Below are 22,181 nucleotides of genomic sequence, written 5' to 3' on the forward strand. Positions count from 1 at the left end.
CGCAAAATGGTATCATGGAACGTAGGGCTGCTAGATTTTTCAATCTGGCACAACACTAGGAGAAGGAGGATATTATGAATCATTTGCTCAAACGCACCGGGGTGTGGCTGCTGACGCTGCTGCTGCTGCTGAATGCGGCGGCGGTGCCGGCCTTCGCCCAAAACGCGGCGGCCGCAGCCGACCCGCTGACCGCCAACATCGACAAGCGGCTGGCCGACCTGGCACGGGACGAGAACAGCGTCGGTCTTCACGCCGGCATCGCCGTCTACGATTTGAACGAAAAGGCGTTTCTGTACCGGCACAACGCCCAGCGAACGTACGTACCCGCATCCAACCTGAAGCTGTTCACCACGATTGCGGCGCTGGACAAACTGGGCCCCGATTACCAATGGAAGACGGAGGTGTACGCGTCCGGCAGGCTGCTGCCGAGCGGCGTGCTCAACGGCGACCTGATCGTGAAAGGATACGGGGACCCCGGACTGTCCGTCGAAGACCTGCAGGGTATCGCCGCCGCCCTGAAAGAGAAGGGGCTGACCCAGGTGAACGGCGATCTGCTGGTGGACGACAGCTATTTCGATGACGTCCGCCTCGGCTCCGGCTGGATGTGGGATGACGAGCCATACGGCTACAGTGCCCAACTGAGCGCACTGGCGGTACATAAGAACAGCATCACCGTAACGGTCACGCCGGCAAAACAAGCGGGAGAGGCGCCGACGCTGACGATGGAGCCGGACACGTCCTACATCCGGCTGGTGAACAACCTGAAAACCGTCGAGGGCACCACAAGCGAGGTCAGTGTCGCGCGGCCGCGCGGCACAAATACGGTCGTCTTTTCCGGGACGATCGGCATCCAGGCCCAACCCTACCAGGAAGACGTGACGATGGAAGACCCCGCCCTGTTTGTGGCCGAAGTGTGGAAGCGGCAGTTGGCCGCCGCCGGGATCACGCTGCGTCCCCAGGCGAAAACGGCCAAAACCACGGTCACCACGGGCGTCCCGCTCCATACGCACCTGTCCAAACCGCTGTCCGAACTGCTCGTAGAGCTGAACAAGGAGAGCGACAACTTCTACGCCGAGATGTTGTTGAAGACGCTCGGGGCCACGCAAAAAGGGGAAGGCAGCGCCAAAGCGGGCAGCGAAGTGGTCGCCGACGTGCTGAAGCGGGCCGGTGTAGACGCCGGTTATCAGCAGGTGGACGGTTCCGGCCTGTCCCGCTTCAACTGGATCACCGCCGAGCAGATGGTCAAACTGCTCGCCTTCGTGCAGGAGCAGGAGTACCGGGATGCGCTGGAAACATCCCTGCCGATCGCCGGTGTGGACGGCACCTTGAAAAGCCGTCTGCAGGGAACGCCGGCGGAGCGAAACGTCATCGCCAAGACCGGCTCGATGGGAGGCGTGAACAGCCTGTCCGGGTACGTCACCGCCAAGAACGGCCACAAGCTGGCGTTTTCCATCCTGATCAACGGCATCTACAAATCGAAGTACGCCCGCGATCTGCAGGACCAGATCGCGATCCTGCTGGCCCAGTACCCGGAGCTGAGCGCACCGGACGGATACGAGGCGCAGGAGCCCGCCACCTACAAGCTCTCGGCGCTGTTGGACCCGATCCTCGACGGTGCCGATCAGTCCGGAATTACGGCGGGCGTGATCGTCAAGGCGCTGGACGAAACGGGGGACGATGCCGTCTGGTACGAGCGAAACGCCGACACGCTGATGACGCCGGCCTCCAACCTGAAGCTGCTGACTTCGGCTGCGAGTCTCATCCAGTTGGGGAGCGAGTATACATTCAAAACGGAGCTGTACGGGTCGGTGCCCCTGCCGAAAAACGGCGTGCTGAACGGCGATCTGTACGTCAAGGGCTACGGCGATCCCACCCTGCACACGGAGGACAGCCTGAAAGTGCAGGAAGGCGTTTCCGTCGAAGAGATCGCCGGCTGGCTGAAAGCGCAGGGCATCAAGCGGATCAACGGCAATCTCGTGCTGGACGACAGCTATTTTGATGACCAGCGGCTCGGCCTCGGCTGGGCCTGGGACGACGAGAGCTACTACTACAATCCGCTGATCGGCGCGCTGGCCCTCAACCGCGGCACGGTAATGGTAGAGTACCAGCCGGGCGCGAAAGCGGGAGCGGCGGTCCAGGTAAATCTGCTGCCCAAGACCGCGTACGTCAAGGTCATCAACGAAGCGAAAACGGTCGCGGCCGGTGAGGAAAACACCTTTGCCATCACGCGCGACCGAGGGACGAACACGATCCGCGTCACCGGAAACCTGCCGCTGGGAACGAAAGGCGACTACGAACGGGTACCGGTGGAAGAGCCCGCCTTGTACTTCGGCACAGTCCTGCGGGAGACGCTGGAAAAGGAAGGGATCACCTTCGCCGGAAGCGGCAAGGTATCGGTCGGAACCGTTCCCGCCCAGGCGGTCAAGTGGACGGAGTTTGCGTCGCAGCCGCTTCGGGAGATCGTCTCCTATCTCAACAAGAAAAGCGACAACTTCTACGCCGAAATGCTGCTGAAAACGCTGGGCGCAGTCAAAGGCGAGGAAGGCAGCGCCGCCGCCGGAGCAACGATCGTGCGAGACACGGTCCAATCGCTTGGGGGCCCAACCAATTTCGACATGGTGGACGGCTCCGGTCTGACCCGCTACAACCTCATCTCCGCCCGCCACATCCTGTCGGTGCTGGAGGGAATGAGCAGGCAGGAGACCTTTGAGGCGTACTACGCCTCCCTGCCGGTGGCCGGCGTGGACGGCACGCTGCAAAACCGGATGAAGGGAACGGCGGCCGAACAGAACGTGCGCGCCAAGACAGGCTCCATGACGGGCGTAAACAGCCTGTCCGGCTACGTGACCACCCCGGACGGCAAGAAACTGGCGTTCTCCATCCTGCTGAACGGGTATGCGAAAGACGGCAAAACCTTTACCGACATGCAGGACCAGATCGCCATCGCGCTCGCCTCTTTTCAAGACTGACAGAAAAAGGTGAACCCGCAAGCCGCTTGTCGGAAAGACGGCAAGTGGCTTGCGGGCGTTTTCTATTAACGGAAAATTCTCGATTGTATATGGATTGAAAATTGTCGTATAATGAAAAACAAAAATAGAAAACGGAACAAAAATTCCGAATATCGGAACGGAGGGTGTGGTTTGTCGGAGATCAACAAAACGGTCCGCACGGTGGCGAATCTGCTTCAGCTGTTTCTTGACCGCCGGCAGCTGTCGCTGTCGGAAACGGTCGAACATTCCGGTCACCCGAACACGTCCGTTCACGGTCTGGGATGGAGAAAACCGACAGGAGGGTATCGGCGATGAAGGTACATGTGGAACCGCTGGGCGATCATGCCGTGGTCGTCCGGTTCGGGACAAGCATTGACCAGCACATCCACGGGCAGGTGAAGCAATTTTCCGCATCTCTGGAGCAGGATCCGCTGCCCGGCATGGTGGAATACATCCCCGCTTATGCCACCGTCACGATTTTCTATGACCCCGTCGCGGTATACGAGCGGAACAAAGGCTGGCAGCGGACGGACGGGGGAAGCCGGCCGCCGTTTTCTCCCTACGAATGGTACTGCGGGCAGATCCGCGAAAGGCTGAACAGCCTGGGAGAAGCGGCCCCCGCCAGCGGTCGGGTGGTGAAGATCCCCGTTCTCTACGGGGGCGAAATGGGGCCCGACCTCGGAGAAGTGGCCCGCCACAACAACCTGACGGAGCAGGAAGTGATCGAAACGCATGCCTCAGGCGACTACCAGGTGTACATGATCGGGTTCGCGCCCGGATTTCCCTATATCGGGGGGATGCCGGAGAAAATCGCCACTCCCCGGAGACAGTCGCCCCGGCTGTCCATCCCCGCAGGTTCCGTCGGCATCGCCGGCAAGCAGACCGGCATCTATCCGCTGGAGACACCCGGAGGCTGGCAGATTATCGGCCGAACGCCGCTAAGGCTGTTCCGTCCGGAAGCGGATCCGCCCAGCCTGCTGCAGGCGGGGGACCGCGTCCGGTTTGTTCCCGTAACCGAAGAGGAATTTCGCGCATACGAGGAGGGATCGGCATGACGATGCGCGTCATCCGCCCCGGACTGCTGACGACGGTCCAGGATGCAGGGCGCTACGGCTATCAAAAACACGGCGTCATCGTGAGCGGGGCCATGGACCCGTTTGCCCACCGGGCGGCCAATCTGCTGGTGGGCAACCGCGATTCGGACGCCACGCTGGAAATGACGCTGATCGGGGCCGCCCTCGAATTCACGGAGGACGCGCTGATCGCCATCTGCGGCGCCGATTTGTCACCCACGATCGATGGCGTTCCCGTGCCGCTGTGGAAACCGGTGTGGGTAAAAAAGGGCACCGTCCTGGAGTCGGGCGGCTGCCGTTTTGGGGCTCGCAGCTACCTGGCCGTGGCTGGGGGGATACAGGTGCCGGTGGTGATGAATAGCCGATCCACCTACCTGCGGGCCGGAATCGGCGGTCATGAGGGGCGGCCGCTTCGTGCCGGAGACGTTTTGAAATCCGGTCCGCTGCCGGAGCAGTCGGCGTTGATGATCCGCCACCTGCGCACGCACGCGGAAGAGGGCGCGTTTGTCTCGGCCGAGTGGGGAATCGGACCGGAACTGCTGCCGATGTACGAATCCCAACCGGTGATTCGGGCCATCCGCGGCAGTCAGTGGGACTGGTTTGCGGCAGACAGCCAGGAGGCGTTTTTTTCGCAGCCGTTTCGGGTCACGCCGCAATCGGACCGGATGGGCTACAGGCTGGAGGGACCTGTCTTGTCCCTCGTCCGGCAGACGGAGCTGATCTCCGAAGCCGTGTCGTTCGGCACGGTGCAGGTCCCGGCCGAGGGAAAGCCCATCGTGCTGCTGGCCGACCGACAGACGACGGGCGGCTACCCGAAAATCGCCCAGATTGCCAGTGTCGATCTGCCGCTCATCGCCCAGACCAAGCCGGGGGATGTGATCCGGTTCGTCGAAATCAGCCGGGACGAAGCGGAGGCGCTGCTGCTGGACAGGGAGTGCAGCATTCGCCAGGCCAAGCTGGGCATTCAGTTCAAACTCGCATAGGAGGGATTTGCATGTACCGCGTGGATTTGAATTGCGACATGGGAGAGAGCTTCGGCGCCTACCGGATCGGGAACGATGAAGCGATCCTGCCGTACATCACGTCGGCCAACATCGCCTGCGGCTTTCACGCCGGCGATCCGGGCACGATGCGCCGGACGGTGAAGCTGGCGCTGGAACACGGCGTCATGATCGGCGCCCATCCGGGCCTGCCCGATCTGCAGGGCTTCGGCCGGCGCAACATGGCCATTTCCCCGCAGGAGGCGTACGATCTGGTCGTTTATCAAGTGGGAGCGCTGCAGGGGTTTGTGCAGGCGGAAGGCGGCGCGATGCAGCACGTGAAACCGCACGGCGCCCTGTACAACATGGCGGCCGCCAACCCGGAGCTGGCCCGGGCGATTGCCGAAGCCGTCTACCGGGTCAATCCGGAGCTCTACCTGGTTGGCCTCGCGGGCAGTCAGCTTGTTGCGCAGGGAGAAAAAATCGGCCTGCGGGTAAAGAGCGAGGTCTTTGCCGACCGCACCTATCAGCAGGACGGGTCGCTGACGCCGCGCAGCCAACCGGATGCGCTGATTGCCGATGACGAACAGGCGGTCTCCCAGGTGATCCGTATGGTCAAGGAAGGAAAGGTGACCACACGGCAGGGGACGGACATCGAGATTGCGGCGGAAACCGTCTGCATCCACGGCGACGGTCCGCACGCGCTGACGTTCGCCCGCAACATTCGCGCGGCGCTGGAAGCGTCCGGCATCGCGGTCAAGGCGATGAATCATCCAGCGTAGAGACAAACGGGGGGATATTTCATGAAAGCATCGAGAATCAGCTTGCTGTTGGGCGCTGCGTTTTTGATGGCTACGTCCGCCATCGGACCGGGCTTTCTGACGCAGACGACCGTTTTTACGCAAAAGCTGGCCGCCAGTTTTGGCTTTGTCATCCTGATGTCGATCCTGCTCGACATCGGGGCACAGATGAACGTGTGGCGCATTATCGCGGTGTCGGAAAGGCGGGCCCAGGACGTCGCCAACCTGGTCCTGCCCGGCTTGGGGTACCTCGTCGCCCTGCTGGTCGTGCTGGGCGGCCTGGCGTTCAACATCGGGAACGTCGCCGGAGCGGGTCTGGGATTGAACGTGCTGTTTGGCATGTCCGCAGAGACGGGGGCTTTGGTAAGTGCAATCATCGCCATCGGGATTTTCCTCGTGCGCGAGGCAGGCAAACTGATGGACCGATTTGCCCAGCTCATGGGCGTTGTCATGATTGCCCTGACCCTGTACGTCGCGGTCACCTCGTCGCCGCCTGTGGGTGAAGCGGTCATCAAAACCTTTGTTCCCGACACCATCGACGTGCTGGCGATCGTCACCCTGGTGGGCGGCACGGTCGGGGGATACATCACGTTTGCCGGCGGCCATCGTCTCCTGGACGCGGGCATCAAGGGGGTTTCCTCCTTGCCGGAAGTGACGAAAAGCTCCGTCTCCGGCATCGTCATCGCGTCTGTCATGCGCATCATCCTGTTTCTCGCGGCGCTGGGCATTGTAGCCCAGGGGCTGCAGTTGGACCCGTCCAATCCGCCCGCGTCCGTCTTTCAGTTGGCGGCAGGGCAGGTGGGGTACAAGATCTTCGGCGTGGTCATGTGGGCCGCGGCCATCACCTCGGTCATCGGCAGCGCCTACACATCAGTCTCGTTTATTCGTACGTTCCATGAAAAGATCGACCGTTTCCACAACTGGATCATCGTCGGCTTCATCGCCGTTTCCACGCTGGTCTTTGTGCTGGTCGGCCGTCCGGTGAAAATCCTCGTCCTGGTGGGGGCCCTGAACGGCTTGATCCTCCCGCTCACGCTCGGGGTCATGCTGATCGCCGCCTACCGCAAAAAAATCGTCGGGGATTACAAGCACCCGCTGTGGATGACCATCTTCGGCCTGATCGTCACCGTCACCATGGCGGTCATGGGCGTGTACACCATGGTGAACGAGCTGCCAAAACTGTTCCAATAATCGGAAAATGGTAGAGGCCGCAGGACGCTCGCCGCGCCGCCTGCGGTGTTTTCCGTGCGATTCACGACCGAATGGGAGGGATTGAGAATGAACGAGTTTGCGTCGATGCATCCGAAAGAGGCCCGTCTGTTGATGCGGGAGGGGCGTTGGGACAAGCCGACGGCAGGAATGGCCGCCGGATATGCGCAGGCCAACCTGGTGATTTTGCCAAAGGCGCTCGCCTTCGACTTTTTGCTGTTCTGTCAGCGCAATCCGAAGCCGTGTCCCGTGCTGGATGTGACTGAACCCGGATCACCCGTTCCGGCACTGGTGGCTCCGGACGCCGACCTGCGCACCGATCTTCCCCGATACCGCGTGTACCGGAACGGTGAACTGACGGAGGAAGTCACCCGGATTGACCATTTGTGGCGGGAGGACATGGTCGCCTTTTTGCTGGGCTGCAGCTTTACCTTTGAGCAGGCGCTCCTGGACAGCGGCATTCCGGTTCGCCACATCGAACAAAACAGCAACGTGCCCATGTACGTGACCAATCTGGACTGTGCAAAGGCGGGCCGATTCTCCGGCCCGATGGTGGTCAGCATGCGGCCCATCCCGCACGATCAGGTGGTGCGGGCGGTACAGGTCACCTCCCGCTTTCCGGCGGTGCACGGCGCTCCCGTCCACATCGGCGACCCGCGGCAGATCGGGATTGCCGATGTAAACACCCCAGACTTTGGCGACCCCGTCCCGATTTATCCGGGCGAAGTGCCTGTCTTCTGGGCCTGCGGCGTGACGCCGCAAGCCGTGGCGATGCGCTGCAAGCCGGAGTTGATGATCACCCACGCTCCGGGGCACATGTTTATCACCGACCAACGGGACGCGCAGTACGGGGTCCTGTAACATGCGGCAGGCGCTGTCGACCATTCAGTGGGCCATGTTTATCCTCGCCGGCAGCGTGGTGGCTCCGCTTGCCATCGGGCAGGCGTACGGCATGACGCCGGCGGAAATCGCCGACTTTGTGCAGCGCTCGCTGTTTGTCCTGGGGGTCGTATCGGTCCTGCAGGCCCTCTGGGGACACCGTCTGCCCATCGCCGAAGGGCCCGCGGCGTTGTGGTGGGGCGTGTTTCTCCTGTTTGCTTCCCTGGCTCCCGCGATGGGACTCCATCCGCGCGAGGTGCTCCCCGCCCTGGAACTGGGTCTGGCCGCAAGCGGCCTTATTTTCCTCGCCGTGAGCGCGTGCGGCTGGATGGACGCGATTCGCCGGCTGTTTTCGCCGACGGTGGTCGGCACTTATTTCCTCCTGCTGGTGGCGCAGATGAGCGGACCGTTTGTCACCGGCATCCTGGGCGCAAAATCGGGCGCGATTGACGGGAAAGCGGCGACGATTTCGCTCGCCACGCTCGCCGTGTCGCTGGTCCTTGCAAGGAGCCGGCACCAACTGCTGCGCAGCTATTCGGTGCTGATCGCCATCGCGTTTGGCTGGTCCTTGTTCGTCCTGGCGGGTCTGTACCACAAAATCGAAGCCCCGGCGGAGAACTGGGTAGCCCTGCCTCATTTGCTGTCGTGGGGATGGCCGCACGTTGACGGCGGAATCATGCTGACCTCGCTCATCGTCACCGTCCTTTTGCTGAGCAACCTGATCGCCAGCATGGAAGCGGTGGAACGGGTGGTCCACCCTGCCGAGCCCGTCAGCGCCAACCGGTCCGGCCTGATCATGGGCATCAGCCAACTGCTGTCCGCCGCGTTTTCCACGATCGGCTTCGTGCCGGTTTCCTACACGGCCGGCTTTATCCTGACCACGCGGATGAAGGAAAAATGGCCGTTTCTGATGGGCAGTCTGCTGCTGGTGGCGGTCAGTTTCGTTCCGGCGGTCACGCTGTGGTTTGCCTCGATTCCCGTCTCGGTAGGGTACGCCAGCGTGTTTCTCTCGTTTGCCAACATGATTGGCATGGGCATCCGGGAGATCGCCAAAAGCGGGCTGGATGAACGGCAGGGATATATCGTCGGCGTTGCGCTGATGGCCGGTGTCGGCTGCATGTTTTTGCCCGCCTCATTCCTGGCGCAGCTTCCGCCCTACATCAGTCCGCTCGTCAGCAACGGGCTGCTGATGGGCGTGCTGATCTGCATGGCACTGGAGCGGCTGGTCCGCTCGCGGCCTGCATTCAGTCGGGAAAGCGAATGATTCTTTCCATTTTTCTGCAAACGTGGTATGATAACAGACGGAACAAATGTTCGAGTCAGGGGGAAGGGCGAATGGAATGCGTGCTGGACGACGTGACGGTTCATTATGTAGAGTACGGTGAGGGATTCCCTGTAGTGATGCTGCACGGATTCTCACCCGATCATCGGCTGATGACGGGCTGCATGGAGCCTGTCTTCGCCGACCGCCCGGGCTGGCGGCGGATCTATCTGGACCTCCCCGGGATGGGACGGACCAAAGGAGCGGACTGGATCACAGGATCGGACGACATGCTGGCGGTCGTCGAGCGGGTGGTGGAGCGGCTGATTCCGGCCGGGGCGCCGTTTTTGGTCGCGGGTGAATCCTACGGAGGCTATCTGGCCAGGGGATTGCTCACCCGGCAGGCGCATCGAATGGCCGGCATGCTGCTGATCTGTGCGGCCATTCACGCGGAAAAGGAGAAACGGGACCTGCCCCCCTTTACCGTGCTGGCTCGGGATGAGAAACTGCTGGCCGAGCTGACGCCGGAAGAGCGAGAGGAGTTTGCCTCCATTGCCGTCGTGCAGGACCGCTGCAACTGGGAGCGCTTTGAGCGGGAAATCCTCTCCGGCGTGCGGATGGCCGACATGCGCTTTCTGGAAAAGCTGAAGCGGCGGTACGCGTTTTCGTTTGACGTGGAACCGCTGGTCGGGCGGTATGACAAACCGGTGCTGATCCTGACCGGACGGCAGGATGACCGCACGGGGTACCGGGACGCGTGGACGATCCTGGAGCATTTTCCGCGGGCCAGCTTCGTCATGTTGGATCGCGCGGGCCACAACCTGCAGATCGAGCAAAGCCGGCTGTTTACCGCTCTCGTTCACGAATGGCTGGACCGCGTGGAGGAGGAGCTTCGCAGGGAAAACCGGTAGTCTGCGTCGCACAGACTGCCGGTTTTTTTCCGCCAACATCTGCAGCACCTGCCGCCCCCGTCCGTCGTCAGCACGAGTATCAATTCCAGCGTGCAGGCCACAGGACACGACGTACCATCCTGTACAGGAGCTGATTTTTTTAAAATAAATTGAAATCATTCACTTTCTTGAACATTACGAATATCGCGTTACTACTGGATTCGCGGCGGAAAAGTTGATAGAATCCCTTTCGATATGGGAGGAGGGAACTGCACCGTGAAACATACGCTGTCCAAAAAGGACATGGTCCTGATCAGTTTTATGCTGTTTTCCATGTTTTTTGGGGCGGGAAATCTCATTTTTCCGCCGTTTCTCGGCCAATCGGCCGGCGAGCAGGTGTGGCTTTCCCTCGCAGGCTTTCTGCTGTCGGCGGTTGGGCTGCCGATTCTCGGGGTGGTGGCCATCGCCAAGGCGGGCAGCTTTTCCGCGTTGGCCAAACGCGTGCATCCGGTCTTTGCCTGGCTGTTCCCGCTCTTGATCTACGTCTCGATCGGTCCGGGTCTGGCGATTCCGCGCGCGGGAAGCCTGGCGTTCGAGATGGGAATGGCGCCGTTTCTGCCGGCTACCTGGTCCGCGCAGCCGTGGGGGCTGGCCGTTTACTCCGCCGTCTTTTTCTCGGTGGTCTTCTGGCTGAGCCTGTCCCCGTCCAAGCTGGTGGATCGCTTCGGCAAGCTGTTGACCCCGACGCTGTTGGCGATCATTGTGCTCATCTTCGCCAAAAGCCTGCTGTCTCCGATGGGGCCGTCAGCGCAGCCTGTCGGGCCGTACGCAGAACATCCCGCGTTTCAGGGGTTTTTGGACGGGTACCTGACCATGGACGCGCTGGCCGCTTTGGTCTTCGGCATTGTCGTGGCCAACACGCTGCGCGCCAAGGGCATCGAAGACAAAGGGCGCCTGTCCGTCTACATGATCGGCGCCGGTCTGGGGGCGGGCGTGCTGTTGGGCGTCATTTACGTGATGCTGGGGATGATCGGTTCCGCCAGTTCGTTTTTGGGAAAAGCGGACAACGGGGCGCAGATTCTGACCAGCGTGATGGGCTACCTGTTCGGCCCCAGCGGGAAAGTTCTCCTGGGCGTCGTGTTTACGGTGGCTTGTCTCTGCGTTTCCATCGGCCTGGTCACCTCGTGCAGCCAGTACTTCAACAGCCTGCTGCCGCGCCTCTCGTACCGGGCCTGGGTGAGCGTCCTCTGTCTCGTAAGCATGGCGATTGCCAACCTGGGGCTGACGCAAATTCTCGCGGTCTCCGTACCGATCCTGGGAGCGATCTATCCGGTCGCCATCGTCCTCATCCTTCTGGCGCTGGCCGACCGCGTCATCTCCGCCCGCTCGTTCGTCTACGTGACCACGGTCAGTCTGGTCGCGCTGTTTGGCGTGATCGATCTGATCAATGCGACGGCGGGGGATCACCGCTGGGACACCTGGCTGAACGCGCTGCCGCTGTACGCGCAGGGAGCCGGCTGGGTGATGCCAGCGCTGCTCGGGGGCTGCGCCGGAATGCTGCTTGATTTCGGCAGACGCAGTCGGGGCGAAAGAAGAGAAGAGCAGCCGTCCTAAGACGGCCGTGCAGGGGGGAGGAAGCAGACGATTCTGCTTTTTCCGCCCTTTTTGTTTGCCCCGCATCTCACTCAGGAAGCGCGGGATTCACCGTTGCGAAACCTCGTGCATGTGCCCTTGTTTTTGCGGGCGGCCGTGACTTTTCGCCCGTACGTTCGTAGTAACCAAGGGAACGCCACATGGAGAGACACGGGAGAGACGAAAACGAGAAAGGATGACGCGAGTGAAAGCATCACCCGTTTCGGCCGAGGAGAGGATTGCCGAACTGGATGTTCTGCGCGGCTTTGCCCTGTTTGGCATCTTTTTGGTCAACATGCCCACTTTCCTGCAGCCGGACCTGTTCCTGCCGGAAGACCGTCTGCCGCTGTCGCACACGGCCCTGGACGAATGGATCCGCCTGCTGTTTGACATGTTTGTCCAGGCCAAGTTTTACACCATTTTTTCGTTTTTGTTCGGAGCCGGATTTTACTTGTTCATGAGCCGGGCGGAGCAGAAGGGACATCCGGCCACACGGCTTTACCTGCGCCGCTTGACGGTGCTGATGCTGTTCGGGGTGGTCCACCTGCTGTTCTTCTGGTACGGGGACATTCTCCACACCTATGCGCTGGCGGGCCTGTGTTTGCTCTGGTTTTACAAGAGACAGGAAGCGTCCATACGCCGCGTGGCGCTCCTTCTGCTCATCGGGTGGAACCTGCTGATGGCGCTGACGCTGCTGGTTCCCGGGGAATCCTCGTACAGCGCCGAAACATGGCAGCGGGCACGGGAAGCGATCACGGTGTACAACCAGGGGGGACCGGCAGAATGGCTGCAGTTCCGCTGGACCCATGAAATGCCGATCGTTTTGGAGTACGAGTGGATGAACGTACTGTCCGTCCTGCCGCTGTTTTTGATGGGACTGTACGCAGCCAAAAAAGGCGTCTTTCATCGTCCCGAACAGCATGCTGCCGCCATCAAGCGCGTCTGGTTGCTGGCGCTGGCCGCGAGCGTTCCGCTGGTGGCGATGATTCCGCCTGTTCAATCCGGCGCCGTGGACCTGCCCGCACCGCCCGAGCTGGCCGTGCTGGTCTTTATCGAGTGGAGCGGCCTGTCGCTGTGCGCGTTTTACATCACGTCGCTGCTTCTGCTGCTGCGGACGGGGCGGGGACGGAAGCTGCTGGCACCGCTTGCGCCCGTGGGGCGGATGGCCCTGACCAACTACCTGGCTCAAACCGTCCTGTCGCTGGGGATTGCGCGGCTCTTCCACCTTTACGGGCAGGCGGAGATGTGGCTCGGACTTGTGCTGTGCCTCGTGATTTTTCCGCTGCAGATGGCGTGGAGCCGCTGGTGGCTTTCCCGCTATCGATTCGGACCGCTGGAATGGCTGTGGCGCTGTTTGACATACGGTTTTGTCCCACCGATGAAAAGATGAGGCGGAGCGGCATCGGTCATTCGCCCGCGCAGGACTTGCGGCAGCCGTGGGGGAGCGGTAAGATGGGATTGTCTGTTTTGCACGAAAGGTAGAAAGGTTTGGTAACGAGTCAATGGCCCGAAAAGAACGAATTGTCGAACTGGACGTGGTTCGCGCTTTTGCCTTTTTGGCAGTGGTGTATCAGCACGTGATCGGCGTCTACATGCGAAAGCCCGGAGTGGACGAGATGACGGCGTTTCTTTACGGGAAGCTGTTCCACCTGCTCAAGTTTGCCGTCCCGGCTTTCGTCTTTATTACCGGCCTGGTCCTGTTTTACAACTACTACGAACGGGTGAACTACCCCGGCTTTATCCGCAAGCGGTTCACCGAGATCGTCGTGCCTTACGCGATCTGGTCGCTGATCTACATGGCGTGGCGTCGGGACGTGACCGGGTGGGACGTCTCGACACTCGTCGGCGTGGTTCAAAAGTTGATCACGGGCAGCGCCTCGTACCACCTGTGGTTTGTCGTCATGATCTTCCAGTTTTACCTGCTGTACCCACTGCTTTTGAAAGGATTCAAGGCGGCAACACAACGCTTGTCCGGCCGCGCGGGAAAGGTGGCCGCCGTCGGTGCGGCGGCGTTGCTGTACGCGGGACTGATGTGGGTGTCGGCCCGCTATCTGCCGGCTCATCCGTTCCGCTTTGACGCGGCTTGGCTGGACGCGTACCTGATCACGTACAGGGACCGCAACTTTCTGTTTTACTCCTTTTATTTCCTGCTGGGCGGGATGGTCGCGCTGGCGCTGCCCGCGTTCCGCTCGCTGCTGCAGCGCCGCTGGCCCTGCCTGCTGGCTGTGTTTGCCGCCGCCTACGCGTACATCGGCTATGAGCTGGTCAGGGATTCGGGCGGCTTTTTGGTCAACCTCAACGTGGCCACGTCGCTGAAGCCGTCCATGTTTTTCTATACGGTGGCCCAACTGCTGCTGGTCTACCTGCTGGCCGTCCTGCTGACAAAGCGGGACTCGCGCTGGACTGCCTGGTTCTCCATGATCGGCCGGAATTCGTACGGGGCGTATCTGGTTCACGCCCTTGTGCTCACGTACGTGATGAAGGGATTGAACGTCTGGGAGGTCACCGGCAGCACCATGCTTGGCAGCGTGTTCGCGTTTCTGCTTTGTTCGGCGGCTTCGATCGCCCTCTCGTACGGACTGGCCAAACTGCCGTTCGGCGCATGGCTGGTCGGAGCGGCGGAAAAAAAGCGGGCCACCGCGCCGGGGCAATCGGAACGGCAGTGGAAGCAGGCGATGTAAGGGATTGAAACGAAAAGGCTTCTCTCATCCGCGGATGGGGGAAGCCTTTTTTGGCATTTGCCAAGTCGGATTGACAAATTCCACGCAGCATGCATATACTTAGCTAGGTAAATAATTGGTGGGGAAGGTGTCACCGTGTACGGACACAAGGTCAATCAACTGGGCAGGCGTTTTTCCAAGACGCTGAACGAACGGCTGACCCCGCTCGGGCTGTTTGCGGCGCAGTGGGCCGTCGTCGTGCGGCTGCTGGAAGGGCCGGCCACTCAGACGGAGTTGTGCCAATACCTGTGCGTGGAAGCGCCGACCATGACCCGCACGCTGGCCCGGATGGAGCAGGCGGGATGGATCGAGCGGCACTGCGGTGCGGACAAACGGGAGCGGCGGGTGGCTCTTACGGAGAAAGCCCGGGCGATGGCGGACGAGTGGATGCGCGCATCGGACTTCGTCGAAGCGAAAGCGGTGCGGGGGATTTCCGCTGACGAGCTGGCTGTGTTTGCCAGCGTGATTGATCGCATGATGAACAATCTGAGTGAATCGTAGAGAGAGCCGCAGCAGGCGGCAGGATAGGAGAGGAGCAGAGATCGCAATGAAGCGAAAACAAGAAAGGATGAGGCGTGCGGGGGTTGTCGGCGCCAAGCTGGTGCTGTTTGTCGCCGGTTTGATGGTGCTGGCGCTGGGCGCCGTGTCGTTGATGCGTGCCGCGGTGGGCGCAGCCACCTGGGACGTGCTGCATATCGGACTGGCTGGGCTGACGGGCTGGTCGATCGGCTCGTGGGTGCAGATCGTCGGCATCGCGATGATCGGCATGGCGTGTGTGCTGGACCGCCAGTGGCCGCGTATCGGCAGCGTCGCCAACATCCTCTTGATCGGCTATTTTGTCAACGGGTTTCTCGACGCCGGGATCGTGCCGTCGTTTTCATCGTTGTGGGCCCGGTTTGCGCTGCTTTTTGCGGGCATTGTGCTGATGGGGATCGGGTCCGGCATGTACGTGGCTTCCGGCATCGGGGCGGGTCCACGAGACGGGCTGACGCTTTCCCTGGCTCGGCTGACCGGCCGGTCGATCCGGCTCGTCCGCACCTTTCTGGAAGGGATCGCACTCTTATGCGGCTGGCTGGCGGGCGGTCCCGTCTCCGTGGGAACGTTTGTCTCCGTGTTCCTGATTGGTCCGGTCATGCAGGCCTCGCTCGGCTTTTGGCGCAGCCAGGTACAGCGCTGGGAACGCTGGGGCGGGGAGCAGGCGGGACCGCAGGCGATCCCGCCCGTTCAAGGCCAGGCGGAGCACGCCTCCTGACCGGGAAGCGAAAAAGAAAAAGCGTTTTGGCGCTGATGCCAAAACGCTTTTTTGGTGGGCAGTGCTGCGGTCATCGGCTATTTTTGTCCCTGCAGGTCTTTTACCCCGCTGTACACCAGGTTGAACAGGTCCTCGATGTTCTCCTCTTCGATGCAGGAAAAGGCGATGCGCAGATCGGTGTCTCCGAGGGCGATCGTGCCGACGCCGTATTTCTCCAGCAAATGGGTGCGGAGTTCTTCCGCGTTGACGGTTTTCAGCTTGAGGCACATGAAGTAGCCGGAGTTGAACGGATAGTAGGTCCAGGCGTCGTCAAACCGGCCGCTGTCGAGCAGCTCTTTGACGCGGTTGGCCCGGCGCTTCATGATCTCGAATTTTTCCCGCTTTTGCGCCTGGAACTCCGGCGCGTTCAGCGCACGCAGGACAAAGGTCTGCGACGGATGCGGACCGCTGGAGATGGTCGCGCGGATGATGCCGAGCGTTTTCTGTTCCAGCGCGGCGAGCACCGCTTCGCTGGATGCGCCGTAAGTGATGAAGCCGACGCGGAATCCCCAGACGTATTCCTCCTTGGTGGCGCCGTCCACTTTTACCGGCAGCACGCGCGGATGCAGGCCGCACAGGTCGGCAAACAGGGATTCGCGCAGCGAGTCTTCGAAGAACAGGCTGAAGTACGCGTCATCCGTAACGGCCACGATGTTGATGCCGGCCTCGGCCGCTTCCTTCAGCGCGGCAACGATCTGCCTGCCTTCCTCGATGCCCGGCGTGTAGCCCGTCGGGTTGTTGGGGAAGTTGAGCACGACGATGGCCTTGCCTTTTTCCTTTTGCGCCAGGATGGCATCACGCAGGCCGGCTGCGTTAAACTTCATGTCCGCGTCGTAGAGCGGGTAGTAGACCAGTTCCGCTCCGCGGCGGACGGAGAAGGTGAGCTCGTAGTTTTCCCAGTTTTTGTCCGGCAGAATTACGGCGTCTCCGGGGCCTGCGAACAGATCGGCGACCACGCTCAGGCCGTGGGTCAGCGCGTTGGTGACGATCGGATTGCCAAAGGTTTTATCCGCGAGCGACGGCTGTTCCTCGATCAACTTTTTCCGCCATGCCGCGCGCAGTTCCGGTTTTCCCGCGGGCGGCGCGTACTCGTACAGATCCTTGGGATCGTAGGCGGACAAGGTGCTTTGAATCACGTCCAGATGCATCGGCTGGCCGTTTTCCAACGCGATTCCGATCGTGGCGTTGTATTTGCGCCCTTTTGCTTTTGCTTCGGCAGACTGGCTGAGAATGCCTTCCTTGGGAAAGTAGATGAGATTGCCCAGATCGGACAGCATGGCATAGACGTGCGGATTTTCGCGCTGAAGCGTTTCGTTGAGCTTTGCTGCCAATGAATGCATGGTTTCCTCCCTCTTCGTTTCCATCAACATCATGTTTACCATTAAAGATAGCGCATATAAGTGTGTTTGTCGATTGAAAAAACGGGCGGCAGCGGGATCTGATCAATTGACGGACGGGAGACGCATTTGATACGGTGAATACACGACAGTTTTCAAACGAGAGGAGAACAGGCATGGCAGAACGGCTCATCGTGAAATTGGGCGATCCGGTGCTGCGGGAAATCTCGAAGCCGGTGACCGCCGTCACGAAAAACGTGGAAAAAATCCTGAACGACATGGCGGACACCATCTACGCCGACGAGGGCAGGGCGGGGTTGTCCGCGATCCAGATCGGCATACCGAAACGGCTGGTCGTGATGGACTGCGGTACCGGCCTGGTGGAACTGATCAACCCGTACATCGTGGAAAGAAAAGGGGAAGAGACGGGGACCGAAGGGTGCTTGTCCATTCCCGGCGTGGTCGGCCGGGTGAAACGGGCGTCGTACGTGAAGGTAAAAACGCTGAACCGGGCGGGCGAAGAAGTGGTCCTCGAAGCGGACGGTTATTTGGCCCGCTGCATCCAGCACGAAATCGACCATCTGAATGGAATCCTGTACATCGACTACGTCAACGTCCTGTATGACGCCAACACCGGCAAGCGGCTGAAACCGCAAGCCGCCAATCCGATCCTCGCGCACAAACGCGCATGGGTCCGGTAAACCGGTCTGCCCAGCGATGACGAAACGAGCGAAGCTGCTGAGGGGGAGTCGGGCGTGAAGGACATGAACGTGATCATTACCGGATTTGGCACGGTGGGCAGAGAAGCGGCCCGCCTGCTGGATGAGCGGCGGGAACGCTACCGGACGCGGTACGGCGTGGAGGTGAGGCTTGTCGGCGTCGCCCGTTCCCGAACCGGCTGCTACGATGATCAGGGTTTGGCCGCGGAGGTTTGGGAGGCGTTTGCGCGCGGCGAACTGGCCGGCGATCCGGCGTGTACGGGAGCCGATTTTCTCACCCGCACCCGCCCTGATGTACTGATCGAAACCGGTCCCTCCGACTACGTCACGGGCGGGGCCGGTTCTGTTTACATGAAAACCGCGCTGGCACAGGGAACGCACGTGATTGCGGTCTCCAAAGGGGCGCTCGTCGCCGACTACCCGGGACTGGCCGCGCTGGCGAAGAAAACCGGCGCCGTCCTGAAAATCAGCGGCGCCACAGCGGCCGCACTGCCGACCGTCGATCTTCTCGAATACAATCTGGCGGGATGCGAAGCGGCCGTCGTGGAAGGCATTTTGACCGGGACGGCCAATTTTGTGCTGAGCAGCATGATGGAAGCGGACATCCCGTACGAGGAAGCGATCCGCCGGGCACAGGAACTGGGGATCGCCGAGCCCGACCCGCGCTTTGACGTGGAGGGATGGGACACCGCATGCAAGCTGACGATTATCGCCAACGCCGCGTTCGGGGCGGGCCTGCGCCTGGACGACGTGAAGCGGACGGGAATTGCGCATCTGACGCGCGCGCAGATGGACGCGTGGCGGCAGGCCGGACGCGTGCCCAAGCTCGTCGGCAGCATTCGGCGGACGGCGGAAGGGGTGAAAGCGGCCGTGGAACTTCGCCTGTACGAGCGTGACCATCCCTTCGCCCGCGTTCACGGCACGACCAAGGCCATCCGGGTCGAAACGGACGCGATGGGCGAACTGCTGGTCATCGGCGGGAAGTCCGATCCGCGCGCTGCTGCGGCGGCTGCGTTGAAAGATTTGGAGCACATCCTCCAGGCATTCGACTAGAACCGGCTGCCTTCCGGAAATCAAAGAGGGGCGGCCGGCGGGAAGGATGCGGCGCGAAATTGTCCGGTTCCGCCGCAAAGTGACGCACTGTTTCGAAAAAAAACACCGGCGCGATTCTATAGGGGAAAAAGGGGGAAGAGCGAATGGCGGAAGTCAACGTGTATCATTACAATGCGTTTGGCACCGCACCCGACAAGGGCAATCCGGCGGGGGTCGTGCTTGACGCCAGCGATCTTGACGACGAGCACATGCTGGCGGTCGCCCGTCAGGTGGGTTACAACGAAACGGCATTTGTTCTGCCGGCCGAGACGGCTGATCTGCGCATTCGGTTTTTCACGCCCGGCCATGAGGTGAATCTCTGTTCGAGGGTTCCCTGGACGATTTGGCCGGGGCGATCGGGCTGACCAGAGCCGACCTGGACGAGGAACTTCCGGTCATGTACGGCAGCACCGGCATCTGGACCCTTCTGGTTCCGGTGAAGCGGCTGGAATCCTTTCGCCGCATGTCCCCCCGCAATGGGGCGTTTCCGGCCGTGCTCACGAGCATGCCCCGTGCGTGCGTCCACCCGTTCTGTCTGGAAACCTACGATCCGTCCGCCCAGATGCACGGACGCCATTTTTCCTCGCCGTATTCGGGAACGGTGGAGGATCCGGTGACCGGCACCGCTTCCGGGGTGATGGGCGCCTATTACGCCAGCTACATTCGCACGCCGGACGCGTGGCCGCTGTCGCTTGTCGTGGAGCAGGGGCACGAGATGGGACGGGAAGGGAACGTGCACGTCGAAGTACACCAGGCCGGTGATCAGTTGGATGTCACCATCGCGGGAACGGGCGTCTATGTACGGGAGTCGCTGGTCCGCGTCGAAATCGGCCGATGACGCCGCCAGCAAAAAAGCCGTGCCTCTCACGCGAGAAGCACGGCTTGCTGATTCTCTGTTCGCTGGTTATCCGGTAAATTCCTGCACCCAGTACCCGTTGTGGTAGGCCACGCCAATTTTCGTGAAGTTCGGATTCAAAATATTGGCACGATGGCCTTGGCTGTTCATCCATTGCTGCATGACTTCCTGCGGGCTGCGCTGACCCATGGCGATATTTTCGCCGGCGGTTCTGAAGGTGATGCCGTATCGTTTCATCATGTCAAACGGGGAACCGTAGGTCGGGCTGGTGTGGCTGAAGTAATGGTTTTGGTACATGTCGACCGCTTTGTCCATGGCCACTTTGGACAGGGCGCTGTCCAGCGTCAGCGGCTTCAACCCGGCTTTGGCGCGCTCCTGGTTCACCAGGTCGGCCACCTGCTTGGCAAATTGGGAAACGGACGGTGCCGCTTGTTGGGCCGGAGCTTTCGGCTGGGCAACGACCTGGTTGCCGGTCGGAGCGGCAGGCTTCTGTACCGGGTACTGTACCGGCAGTTGAACCGGTTTTTGAACCGGCTGTTTCACCGGTACCGGCATGTACACTTTCCATACGGGGCTTACGTTCGGTGCTTGTTGGAAAGAACCGAAGTATTGAACGTAGGGGAACCACTGTTTTTGGCCGGCGATCGATTTGTACGGGCAAGTCGTCGCGGCAAATGCGGACGTGGAAATGCTGGTGACGGCCAATCCCATAGCGATGGCGATGATCGGCTTGGCAAATCGTTTCATGTGCACATCGTCTCCTTTTCTTCGCCTACGAGGTTAGTTGTCGGGTTGGGATTGAGGAGACAACCCTTCGCCATTCGGCGATTCACCCCATGCAGACCGTGGTCTGCAAAAAAAGTCCCCCGCACTTCCGCTGTCGGAAGTTTCGGCTTGTTTTTGGCTCGGTTACGAGGATAACAAAGATACCGGCAAAAGGGAACCTTCAAAATATGGAAACGATGGTCGCTCAGCGTGACGACCGGCGGAATGACGCCAGCCGCGTCCGCTGTCATCGGCGGTATAGCAATCTCGGAATTGGAACCATACTAAACGGGAAACCAAAACGGGAGGCGATGAGGGATGGACAAACAGACGGATGTCAATGTGGAACTGCAGCAGGTGGGCGCGTATCCGACAAAGCAGAAAATGCACCAGCAAAACGTGCCGCTGCTGGATGAGGAGGCGCACGTGACGTCCCCGGCGAAGCAGCCTTCCGCCGAAGATACGCAGGGTTGACCAGGCTGTCAGCCGGCGGGACGAAATTATAGACAGGGAGTAGAGGAACAAAAAGGTTATCCTGCCCAGGCGGGATAACCTTTTTTCATGACGTTCATGACGGCCGGCGCTGGCAAATCGACGTTCTCCCATCCATGCCGCCATCATGAAGAAAACGTTTTAAATAACAAGAATGCTTCTTGTCGTCAGAAGCATGGATGATATAATGAAAAAGCTGCCATTTCTGGGAGGTGTAACATGACCGGACAAATCGAATGGTTGCGAAGCAAAAGTCCCGCCCTTTGTTCAGCAGTCGGCATCGAGCCGATTCACAAAGGATTTTCGTCCGACAGAAAATACCTGGTCCGCATGGAGTCGGGAGAACGGCGAGTCCTGCGCATTGCGGACCAGAGCCGCTGGGAGCGGAAGCGGTCTGAGTTTCACACCCTCCACGCCCTGCAGCCGTTCGGGGCGAGCATTCCGCAGCCGATTGAATGCGGGATCGCAGAGGACCTGCAGATTTGCTACATCCTGCTGTCCCATATCGACGGAGAGGACGCCAGGGACATCCTGCCTCTCTGTACGGAAGAAGAACAGTTCTGCATCGGATGGCAGGCAGGTCAAGACCTGAGAAAACTGCACCAGCTTCACGCTCCGTCCGACATCCCCGCCTGGCATTCGCGAGCCGTCCAAAAACACGCGAGATACCTCGAATCGTATCGCACCGCTGGTCTGGCCATCCCGCACGACGAGAAAATCATGGTGTTTGTGGAAGAAAACATAACGTATCTGAGCAAGCGGCCAAACCGGTTCCAGCACGATGACTTCCACGTGGGCAATCTGATCGTAAAGGACAAGCGGTACGCCGGGGCCATCGATTTCGACCGGTTCGATTGGGGAGACCCCATCTGCGACTTTTGCAAGCTGGCCTTGTTCAGCAGGGAAGTAAGCGTCCCCTTTTGCTTCGGCCAAATTTTCGGATATTTTTACCCCAATAAAATCCCGCCGGAGTTTTGGACGTTGTACGCGGTATACGTGGCAATGAGCCTGTTCTCCGCCGTGGTCTGGACCGCCCGCATGGCTCAGGAGCAGCGTCAGGAGATGCTCGGCAGAGTGCAGCTCATTGCGGAAGATCACCTGTATTTTGAACGCATGGAACCGGTGTGGTTTTCACAAGACCGCGACAAGTGGGAATCGGTCGCGCAGTCGCAGTGCCAACATTGAAGATGGGCAC

At 60.6% G+C, this 22,181-nt stretch carries 20 protein-coding genes, 1 pseudogene and 1 riboswitch; of the genes and pseudogenes, 19 read left to right on the plus strand and 2 right to left on the minus strand.

Annotated features, from left to right (window positions below; genetic code table 11):
- The first annotated feature begins 74 nt into the window (after nucleotides 1–74).
- The 14 genes from dacB to A6764_RS12150 all read left to right on the plus strand — a co-directional run bounded on the left by dacB (nucleotide 75) and on the right by A6764_RS12150 (nucleotide 15,686).
- The gene (gene dacB / locus A6764_RS12085; protein WP_264622244.1) at nucleotides 75–2,969 is read left to right on the plus strand and encodes a D-alanyl-D-alanine carboxypeptidase/D-alanyl-D-alanine endopeptidase; all 2,895 of its coding nucleotides are present in this window, start codon (nucleotides 75–77) and stop codon (nucleotides 2,967–2,969) included.
- Nucleotides 2,970–3,140: 171 nt separating this feature from the next.
- The gene (locus tag A6764_RS12090; RefSeq protein ID WP_176703216.1) at nucleotides 3,141–3,305 is read left to right on the plus strand and encodes a hypothetical protein; all 165 of its coding nucleotides are present in this window, start codon (nucleotides 3,141–3,143) and stop codon (nucleotides 3,303–3,305) included.
- Nucleotides 3,302–4,045, plus strand: coding sequence for a 5-oxoprolinase subunit PxpB (gene pxpB / locus A6764_RS12095; RefSeq protein ID WP_065066406.1), 744 nt, complete (start codon nucleotides 3,302–3,304; stop codon nucleotides 4,043–4,045). The genes A6764_RS12090 and pxpB overlap by 4 nt, the downstream gene beginning before the upstream one ends.
- Nucleotides 4,042–5,046 carry a 5-oxoprolinase subunit C family protein gene (locus A6764_RS12100; RefSeq protein WP_065066405.1) on the plus strand — a complete coding sequence of 335 codons (1,005 nt, stop codon included), beginning with the start codon at nucleotides 4,042–4,044 and terminating at the stop codon, nucleotides 5,044–5,046. The genes pxpB and A6764_RS12100 overlap by 4 nt, the downstream gene beginning before the upstream one ends.
- 11 nt (nucleotides 5,047–5,057) lie before the next feature.
- Nucleotides 5,058–5,825 (plus strand): LamB/YcsF family protein, encoded by a 768-nt coding sequence (locus A6764_RS12105; protein ID WP_044898126.1) that lies wholly within the window; start codon nucleotides 5,058–5,060, stop codon nucleotides 5,823–5,825.
- Between the two features lie 21 nt (nucleotides 5,826–5,846).
- Entirely contained in the window at nucleotides 5,847–7,034 is a 1,188-nt protein-coding gene (locus tag A6764_RS12110) for an NRAMP family divalent metal transporter (protein ID WP_065066404.1), read from the plus strand.
- Between the two features lie 87 nt (nucleotides 7,035–7,121).
- Nucleotides 7,122–7,913 (plus strand): putative hydro-lyase, encoded by a 792-nt coding sequence (locus tag A6764_RS12115; RefSeq protein WP_035297595.1) that lies wholly within the window; start codon nucleotides 7,122–7,124, stop codon nucleotides 7,911–7,913.
- A gap of 1 nt (nucleotide 7,914) precedes the next feature.
- Nucleotides 7,915–9,195: a purine/pyrimidine permease gene (locus A6764_RS12120; protein WP_065066403.1), complete on the plus strand. Its 1,281-nt coding sequence runs from the start codon at nucleotides 7,915–7,917 to the stop codon at nucleotides 9,193–9,195.
- A gap of 71 nt (nucleotides 9,196–9,266) precedes the next feature.
- Nucleotides 9,267–10,103: an alpha/beta fold hydrolase gene (locus tag A6764_RS12125; RefSeq protein ID WP_065066402.1), complete on the plus strand. Its 837-nt coding sequence runs from the start codon at nucleotides 9,267–9,269 to the stop codon at nucleotides 10,101–10,103.
- A gap of 282 nt (nucleotides 10,104–10,385) precedes the next feature.
- Entirely contained in the window at nucleotides 10,386–11,696 is a 1,311-nt protein-coding gene (gene brnQ / locus A6764_RS12130; protein ID WP_255309596.1) for a branched-chain amino acid transport system II carrier protein, read from the plus strand.
- Nucleotides 11,697–11,910: 214 nt separating this feature from the next.
- Nucleotides 11,911–13,104: a DUF418 domain-containing protein gene (locus tag A6764_RS12135; protein ID WP_065066400.1), complete on the plus strand. Its 1,194-nt coding sequence runs from the start codon at nucleotides 11,911–11,913 to the stop codon at nucleotides 13,102–13,104.
- 112 nt (nucleotides 13,105–13,216) lie between these two features.
- Nucleotides 13,217–14,395, plus strand: coding sequence for an acyltransferase (locus A6764_RS12140; protein ID WP_065066399.1), 1,179 nt, complete (start codon nucleotides 13,217–13,219; stop codon nucleotides 14,393–14,395).
- A gap of 135 nt (nucleotides 14,396–14,530) precedes the next feature.
- Nucleotides 14,531–14,935: a MarR family winged helix-turn-helix transcriptional regulator gene (locus A6764_RS12145; protein WP_255309595.1), complete on the plus strand. Its 405-nt coding sequence runs from the start codon at nucleotides 14,531–14,533 to the stop codon at nucleotides 14,933–14,935.
- A gap of 46 nt (nucleotides 14,936–14,981) precedes the next feature.
- Nucleotides 14,982–15,686 (plus strand): YczE/YyaS/YitT family protein, encoded by a 705-nt coding sequence (locus A6764_RS12150; RefSeq protein ID WP_264622245.1) that lies wholly within the window; start codon nucleotides 14,982–14,984, stop codon nucleotides 15,684–15,686.
- 77 nt (nucleotides 15,687–15,763) lie between these two features.
- Here the strand turns inward: A6764_RS12150 and A6764_RS12155 are convergent, their stop codons facing one another.
- Nucleotides 15,764–17,065, minus strand: coding sequence for an aminotransferase class I/II-fold pyridoxal phosphate-dependent enzyme (locus tag A6764_RS12155; RefSeq protein ID WP_065066394.1), 1,302 nt, complete (start codon nucleotides 17,063–17,065; stop codon nucleotides 15,764–15,766).
- A 173-nt stretch (nucleotides 17,066–17,238) separates the two neighbouring features.
- Here A6764_RS12155 and def point away from each other — a divergent pair, with 173 nt between their 5' ends.
- The 3 genes and pseudogenes from def (at nucleotide 17,239) to A6764_RS12170 (ending at nucleotide 19,711) form a co-directional block, all read left to right on the plus strand.
- The gene (gene def / locus A6764_RS12160) at nucleotides 17,239–17,763 is read left to right on the plus strand and encodes a peptide deformylase (RefSeq protein WP_029099198.1); all 525 of its coding nucleotides are present in this window, start codon (nucleotides 17,239–17,241) and stop codon (nucleotides 17,761–17,763) included.
- A gap of 63 nt (nucleotides 17,764–17,826) precedes the next feature.
- The gene (locus tag A6764_RS12165) at nucleotides 17,827–18,834 is read left to right on the plus strand and encodes a homoserine dehydrogenase (protein WP_255309594.1); all 1,008 of its coding nucleotides are present in this window, start codon (nucleotides 17,827–17,829) and stop codon (nucleotides 18,832–18,834) included.
- 143 nt (nucleotides 18,835–18,977) lie between these two features.
- Nucleotides 18,978–19,711, plus strand: a pseudogene (locus tag A6764_RS12170) (PhzF family phenazine biosynthesis isomerase).
- Nucleotides 19,712–19,777: 66 nt separating this feature from the next.
- On the opposite strand, the gene A6764_RS12175 reads toward A6764_RS12170, so the two are convergent.
- A complete protein-coding gene (locus A6764_RS12175; protein WP_065066392.1) occupies nucleotides 19,778–20,476 on the minus strand; it encodes a CAP domain-containing protein in 699 nt (232 codons plus the stop codon).
- A gap of 7 nt (nucleotides 20,477–20,483) precedes the next feature.
- Nucleotides 20,484–20,634: riboswitch (cyclic di-AMP (ydaO/yuaA leader) on the minus strand.
- A 178-nt stretch (nucleotides 20,635–20,812) separates the two neighbouring features.
- Here A6764_RS12175 and A6764_RS12180 point away from each other — a divergent pair.
- Complete coding sequence (locus tag A6764_RS12180) at nucleotides 20,813–20,968, plus strand: hypothetical protein (RefSeq protein ID WP_176703215.1); 156 nt, start codon at nucleotides 20,813–20,815, stop codon at nucleotides 20,966–20,968.
- A gap of 237 nt (nucleotides 20,969–21,205) precedes the next feature.
- A complete protein-coding gene (locus A6764_RS12185) occupies nucleotides 21,206–22,171 on the plus strand; it encodes an aminoglycoside phosphotransferase family protein (protein ID WP_065066391.1) in 966 nt (321 codons plus the stop codon).
- Nucleotides 22,172–22,181 lie beyond the last annotated feature (10 nt).

This window comes from Brevibacillus sp. WF146 (assembly GCF_001673705.2).
GTDB lineage: Bacteria > Bacillota > Bacilli > Brevibacillales > Brevibacillaceae > Brevibacillus > Brevibacillus thermoruber.

Bases quoted from the DNA above. Each gene is read 5' to 3' on its own strand.
- dacB (WP_264622244.1), top strand. From the start codon at position 75: ATGAATCATTTGCTCAAACGCACCGGGGTGTGGCTGCTGACGCTGCTG.
- pxpB (WP_065066406.1), top strand. From the start codon at position 3,302: ATGAAGGTACATGTGGAACCGCTGGGCGATCATGCCGTGGTCGTCCGG.
- A6764_RS12100 (WP_065066405.1), top strand. From the start codon at position 4,042: ATGACGATGCGCGTCATCCGCCCCGGACTGCTGACGACGGTCCAGGAT.
- A6764_RS12105 (WP_044898126.1), top strand. From the start codon at position 5,058: ATGTACCGCGTGGATTTGAATTGCGACATGGGAGAGAGCTTCGGCGCC.
- A6764_RS12110 (WP_065066404.1), top strand. From the start codon at position 5,847: ATGAAAGCATCGAGAATCAGCTTGCTGTTGGGCGCTGCGTTTTTGATG.
- A6764_RS12115 (WP_035297595.1), top strand. From the start codon at position 7,122: ATGAACGAGTTTGCGTCGATGCATCCGAAAGAGGCCCGTCTGTTGATG.
- A6764_RS12120 (WP_065066403.1), top strand. From the start codon at position 7,915: ATGCGGCAGGCGCTGTCGACCATTCAGTGGGCCATGTTTATCCTCGCC.
- A6764_RS12125 (WP_065066402.1), top strand. From the start codon at position 9,267: ATGGAATGCGTGCTGGACGACGTGACGGTTCATTATGTAGAGTACGGT.
- brnQ (WP_255309596.1), top strand. From the start codon at position 10,386: ATGGTCCTGATCAGTTTTATGCTGTTTTCCATGTTTTTTGGGGCGGGA.
- A6764_RS12135 (WP_065066400.1), top strand. From the start codon at position 11,911: ATGACGCGAGTGAAAGCATCACCCGTTTCGGCCGAGGAGAGGATTGCC.
- A6764_RS12140 (WP_065066399.1), top strand. From the start codon at position 13,217: ATGGCCCGAAAAGAACGAATTGTCGAACTGGACGTGGTTCGCGCTTTT.
- A6764_RS12150 (WP_264622245.1), top strand. From the start codon at position 14,982: ATGAAGCGAAAACAAGAAAGGATGAGGCGTGCGGGGGTTGTCGGCGCC.
- A6764_RS12155 (WP_065066394.1), bottom strand. From the start codon at position 17,065: ATGCATTCATTGGCAGCAAAGCTCAACGAAACGCTTCAGCGCGAAAAT.
- def (WP_029099198.1), top strand. From the start codon at position 17,239: ATGGCAGAACGGCTCATCGTGAAATTGGGCGATCCGGTGCTGCGGGAA.
- A6764_RS12165 (WP_255309594.1), top strand. From the start codon at position 17,827: ATGAACGTGATCATTACCGGATTTGGCACGGTGGGCAGAGAAGCGGCC.
- A6764_RS12175 (WP_065066392.1), bottom strand. From the start codon at position 20,476: ATGAAACGATTTGCCAAGCCGATCATCGCCATCGCTATGGGATTGGCC.
- A6764_RS12180 (WP_176703215.1), top strand. From the start codon at position 20,813: ATGGACAAACAGACGGATGTCAATGTGGAACTGCAGCAGGTGGGCGCG.
- A6764_RS12185 (WP_065066391.1), top strand. From the start codon at position 21,206: ATGACCGGACAAATCGAATGGTTGCGAAGCAAAAGTCCCGCCCTTTGT.